This window comes from Nocardioides montaniterrae, assembly GCF_054782655.1.
Genome location: NZ_BAAGSB010000022.1, coordinates 1 through 5,407, shown reverse-complemented (window position 1 = coordinate 5,407; position 5,407 = coordinate 1). Strand labels below are relative to the sequence as shown.

Annotated in this window: 3 rRNA genes; all 3 read left to right on the top strand. The window is 55.1% G+C overall.

Annotation, left to right across the window (positions count from 1 at the left end):
- Nucleotides 1–68: 68 nt before the first annotated feature.
- The 3 genes from ACYVJ3_RS16580 to rrf all read left to right on the top strand — a co-directional run bounded on the left by ACYVJ3_RS16580 (nt 69) and on the right by rrf (nt 5,400).
- A 16S ribosomal RNA gene (locus ACYVJ3_RS16580) occupies nt 69–1,588 on the top strand.
- A gap of 425 nt (nt 1,589–2,013) precedes the next feature.
- Nucleotides 2,014–5,120 (top strand): 23S ribosomal RNA (locus ACYVJ3_RS16575).
- Nucleotides 5,121–5,283: 163 nt separating this feature from the next.
- Nucleotides 5,284–5,400, top strand: a 5S ribosomal RNA gene (gene rrf, locus ACYVJ3_RS16570).
- The 16S, 23S and 5S rRNA genes sit together here, the layout of an rRNA operon.
- The last annotated feature ends 7 nt before the right edge of the window (nt 5,401–5,407 follow it).

Below are 5,407 nucleotides of genomic sequence, written 5' to 3'. Positions count from 1 at the left end.
TTTCGGCAATTGATGAATTCTAGACAACGTGATGTTGTCGGGGTTTGTCTTTGTTGGGTTTGAATTTTCTTATGGAGAGTTTGATCCTGGCTCAGGACGAACGCTGGCGGCGTGCTTAACACATGCAAGTCGAGCGGAAAGGCCACTTCGGTGGTACTCGAGCGGCGAACGGGTGAGTAACACGTGAGTAATCTGCCCTGGACTCTGGGATAGCCACCGGAAACGGTGATTAATACCGGATATGACTACTACCCGCATGGGTTGGTGGTGGAAAGTTTTTTCGGTTCAGGATGTGCTCGCGGCCTATCAGCTTGTTGGTGAGGTAATGGCTCACCAAGGCTTTGACGGGTAACCGGCCTGAGAGGGTGACCGGTCACACTGGGACTGAGACACGGCCCAGACTCCTACGGGAGGCAGCAGTGGGGAATATTGGACAATGGGCGGAAGCCTGATCCAGCAACGCCGCGTGAGGGATGAAGGCCTTCGGGTTGTAAACCTCTTTCACCTGTGACGAAGCGAAAGTGACGGTAGCAGGAGAAGAAGGACCGGCCAACTACGTGCCAGCAGCCGCGGTAATACGTAGGGTCCGAGCGTTGTCCGGAATTATTGGGCGTAAAGGGCTCGTAGGCGGTTTGTTGCGTCGGGAGTGAAAACACCGGGCTTAACTCGGTGCTTGCTTTCGATACGGGCAGACTTGAGGTATTCAGGGGAGAATGGAATTCCTGGTGTAGCGGTGAAATGCGCAGATATCAGGAGGAACACCGGTGGCGAAGGCGGTTCTCTGGGAATTACCTGACGCTGAGGAGCGAAAGTGTGGGGAGCGAACAGGATTAGATACCCTGGTAGTCCACACCGTAAACGTTGGGCGCTAGGTGTGGGGTTCATTCCACGAACTCCGTGCCGTAGCTAACGCATTAAGCGCCCCGCCTGGGGAGTACGGCCGCAAGGCTAAAACTCAAAGGAATTGACGGGGGCCCGCACAAGCGGCGGAGCATGCGGATTAATTCGATGCAACGCGAAGAACCTTACCTGGGTTTGACATACACCAGAAGCCTCTAGAGATAGAGGTCTCTTTGATACTGGTGTACAGGTGGTGCATGGCTGTCGTCAGCTCGTGTCGTGAGATGTTGGGTTAAGTCCCGCAACGAGCGCAACCCTCGTTCTATGTTGCCAGCACGTAATGGTGGGGACTCATAGGAGACTGCCGGGGTCAACTCGGAGGAAGGTGGGGATGACGTCAAGTCATCATGCCCCTTATGTCCAGGGCTTCACGCATGCTACAATGGCCGGTACAAAGGGCTGCGATCCCGTGAGGGGGAGCGAATCCCAAAAAGCCGGTCTCAGTTCGGATTGGGGTCTGCAACTCGACCCCATGAAGTCGGAGTCGCTAGTAATCGCAGATCAGCAACGCTGCGGTGAATACGTTCCCGGGCCTTGTACACACCGCCCGTCACGTCACGAAAGTCGGCAACACCCGAAGCCGGTGGCCTAACCCTTGTGGGAGGAGCCGTCGAAGGTGGGGCTGGCGATTGGGACGAAGTCGTAACAAGGTAGCCGTACCGGAAGGTGCGGCTGGATCACCTCCTTTCTAAGGAGCACACCTCAGATGTCAGCCGAACGTGTTGACGCGTATGGGGGTGTTCACTAGTGGAACACAATGATCTTTGCTCATCTGGCTCGACAGCTTTGGTTGTGGGGTGTGGGTGGGGGATGTGTGGCACGCTGTTGGGTGTCTGAGACATCAGACACCAGCATTCCTTGTGTGGGGTGTTGGGCTGGTCGGTTTCTTGGTGTTTGATTTCTGGATAGTGGACGCGAGCAATACCTACACGTATGTGTGGGTGCTTGTTTAGTGTTGTTTCGTTTGATTGTTTTGTGTGTTCTTTAACTGAACTTGGGTTATGTATCCCATGATTGAGCTGCTGCATGCATGGCGCACTGTTGGGCCCTTTGGGGGTTCGTGCTGACGGATGTCGGTGTGGGTGTTTGTTGTGTGTGTTGGTGGTTTGTTGTGGGCAAGTTGTTAAGGGCGCATGGTGGATGCCTTGGCATCGAGAGCCGATGAAGGACGTACCAGCCTGCGATAAGCCCTGGGGAGTTGGCAAGGAAGCGTTGATCCGGGGATGTCCGAATGGGGAAACCCAGCACGAGTTATGTCGTGTTACCTGCACCTGAATAAAATAGGGTGTTTGGAGGGAACGAGGGGAAGTGAAACATCTCAGTACCCTCAGGAAGAGAAAACAAAAGTGATTCCGAGAGTAGTGGCGAGCGAAATCGGATGAGGCTAAACTCCACGCGTGTGATAGCCGGCAGGCGTTGCGTGTGGAGGGTTGTGGGAATGTTCTTTCAGCTGCTGCCGTGGTTGAGCACAGTAAGAAACCGTATGTGAGGTCGAAGTCCGTTGGAAAGCGGTGCCGTAGCGGGTGATAGCCCCGTAGACGAAAATGTGCGGCTGTGTTGGGCATCTCCCAAGTAACACGCCACTCCTGGAATGGTGTGTGAATCTGGCAGGACCACCTGTTAAGCCTAAATACTCCTCGATGACCGATAGCGGACAAGTACCGTGAGGGAAAGGTGAAAAGTACCCCTGGCGGGGAGTGAAATAGTACCTGAAACCATGCGCCTACAATCCGTCAAAGCCTTATTTGGGTGATGGCGTGCCTTTTGAAGAATGAGCCTGCGAGTTTGCGGTGTGTGGCGAGGTTAACCCGTGTGGGGTAGCCGTAGCGAAAGCGAGTCTGAATAGGGCGATTAAGTCGCACGCTCAAGACCCGAAGCGGAGTGATCTATCCATGGGCAGGTTGAAGCGCCGGTAAGACGGCGTGGAGGACCGAACCCACTTAGGTTGAAAACTGAGGGGATGACCTGTGGATAGGGGTGAAAGGCCAATCAAACTCCGTGATAGCTGGTTCTCCCCGAAATGCATTTAGGTGCAGCGTTGCGTGTTTCTTGCCGGAGGTAGAGCACTGGATAGCCGATGGGCCCTACAAGGTTACTGACGTTAGCCAAACTCCGAATGCCGGTAAGTGTAAGCGTGGCAGTGAGACTGCGGGCGATAAGGTTCGTAGTCGAGAGGGAAACAGCCCAGACCATCAGCTAAGGCCCCTAAGAGGCGGCTAAGTGGAAAAGGATGTGGAGTCGCAGTGACAACCAGGAGGTTGGCTTGGAAGCAGCCACCCTTGAAAGAGTGCGTAATAGCTCACTGGTCAAGTGATTCCGCGCCGACAATGTAGCGGGGCTCAAGCCGCCCGCCGAAGCTATGGCAGCGATATGTAACTTAGGCCTTCGTGGTCCAGAGGTATCGCTGGGTAGGGGAGCGTCGTGTCACCAGAGAAGGGCCGGAGTGATCCAGGTCTGGAGGTGACACGAGTGAGAATGCAGGCATGAGTAGCGAATGAAGAGTGAGAAACTCTTCCGCCGGATGATCAAGGGTTCCAGGGTCAAGCTAATCTGCCCTGGGTAAGTCGGGACCTAAGGCGAGGCCGACAGGCGTAGTCGATGGACAACGGGTTGATATTCCCGTACCGGCGAAATGGCGCCCATGACGAACCCGGTGATGCTAACCAACCGAAGCACCGCGACCGATCCCTTCGGGGTGAGGAGTGTGTGTGGAGCTTGGGAACCGACCCGGTAGTAGTCAAGCGATGGGGTGACACAGGAAGGTAGCCCAGCCGCGGCGATGGTAGTCCGCGGGTAAGTGCGTAGGGCGAGTGGTAGGCAAATCCGCCACTCATGTGCCTGAGACATGATGCCGACCCCGTAGGGGGGAAGTGGGTGATCCTATGCTGTCGAGAAAAACCTCTAGCGAGCCATGAGCCGCCCGTACCCCAAACCGACTCAGGTGATCAGGTAGAGAATACCAAGGCGATCGAGACAACCATGGTTAAGGAACTCGGCAAAATGCCCCCGTAACTTCGGGAGAAGGGGGACCCGGATCGTGAACACCCAAGCGGTGGGAAGCGTGAAGGGTCGCAGAGACCAGGGGAAAGCGACTGTTTACTAAAAACACAGGTCCGTGCGAAGTTGTAAGACGATGTATACGGACTGACTCCTGCCCGGTGCTGGAAGGTTAAGAGGACGGGTTAGATCGCAAGATCGAAGCTCAGAATTTAAGCCCCAGTAAACGGCGGTGGTAACTATAACCATCCTAAGGTAGCGAAATTCCTTGTCGGGTAAGTTCCGACCTGCACGAATGGAGTAACGACTTTCCTACTGTCTCAACCATGGACTCGGCGAAATTGCACTACGAGTAAAGATGCTCGTTACGCGCGGCAGGACGGAAAGACCCCGGGACCTTTACTATAGTTTGGTATTGGTGTTTGGTTCGGCTTGTGTAGGATAGGTGGGAGACTGTGAAGCGGCCACGCCAGTGGTTGTGGAGTCATCGTTGAAATACCACTCTGGTCGTACTAGATGTCTAACCTCGGACCGTGATCCGGTTCAGGGACAGTGCCTGATGGGTAGTTTAACTGGGGCGGTTGCCTCCCAAAATGTAACGGAGGCGCTCAAAGGTTCTCTCAGCCTGGTTGGCAATCAGGTTTCGAGTGTAAGTGCACAAGAGAGCTTGACTGTGAGACAGACATGTCGAGCAGGGACGAAAGTCGGAACTAGTGATCCGGCCACTCCTCGTGGAAGGGTGGTCGCTCAACGGATAAAAGGTACCCCGGGGATAACAGGCTGATCTTCCCCAAGAGTCCATATCGACGGGATGGTTTGGCACCTCGATGTCGGCTCGTCGCATCCTGGGGCTGGAGTAGGTCCCAAGGGTTGGGCTGTTCGCCCATTAAAGCGGCACGCGAGCTGGGTTTAGAACGTCGTGAGACAGTTCGGTCCCTATCCGCCGCGCGCGTTGGAAACTTGAGAAAGGCTGTCCCTAGTACGAGAGGACCGGGATGGACGAACCTCTGGTGTGCCAGTTGTACCGCCAGGTGCATGGCTGGTTAGCTACGTTCGGAAGTGATAACCGCTGAACGCATCTAAGCGGGAAGCACGTTTCAAGATGAGGTTTCCCCACCCCTTTGAGGGTGTAAGGCCCCCAACAGACTATTGGGTTGATAGGCCGGAGGTGTACAGCAGCAATGCCTAGCCGACCGGTACTAATAGGCCGAAAACTTGCCACAACAAATCCCCAACACAACCAACAAACACACCAGTGTTTGTATGCGAGTGCGAAGAACACACACGTGAACTTCAAACGGGACAAGCGCTAAACAACAAATTCGCGTCCACGAAACCAGAACCACCCTCGACCACAACCACGGTTGGAACAGAGGGTCATAGAGTTACGGCGGCCATAGCGGCAGGGAAACACCCGGTCCCATCCCGAACCCGGAAGTTAAGCCTGCCAGCGCCGATGGTACTGCACTGGAGACGGTGTGGGAGAGTAGGACGCCGCCGGACAAATATT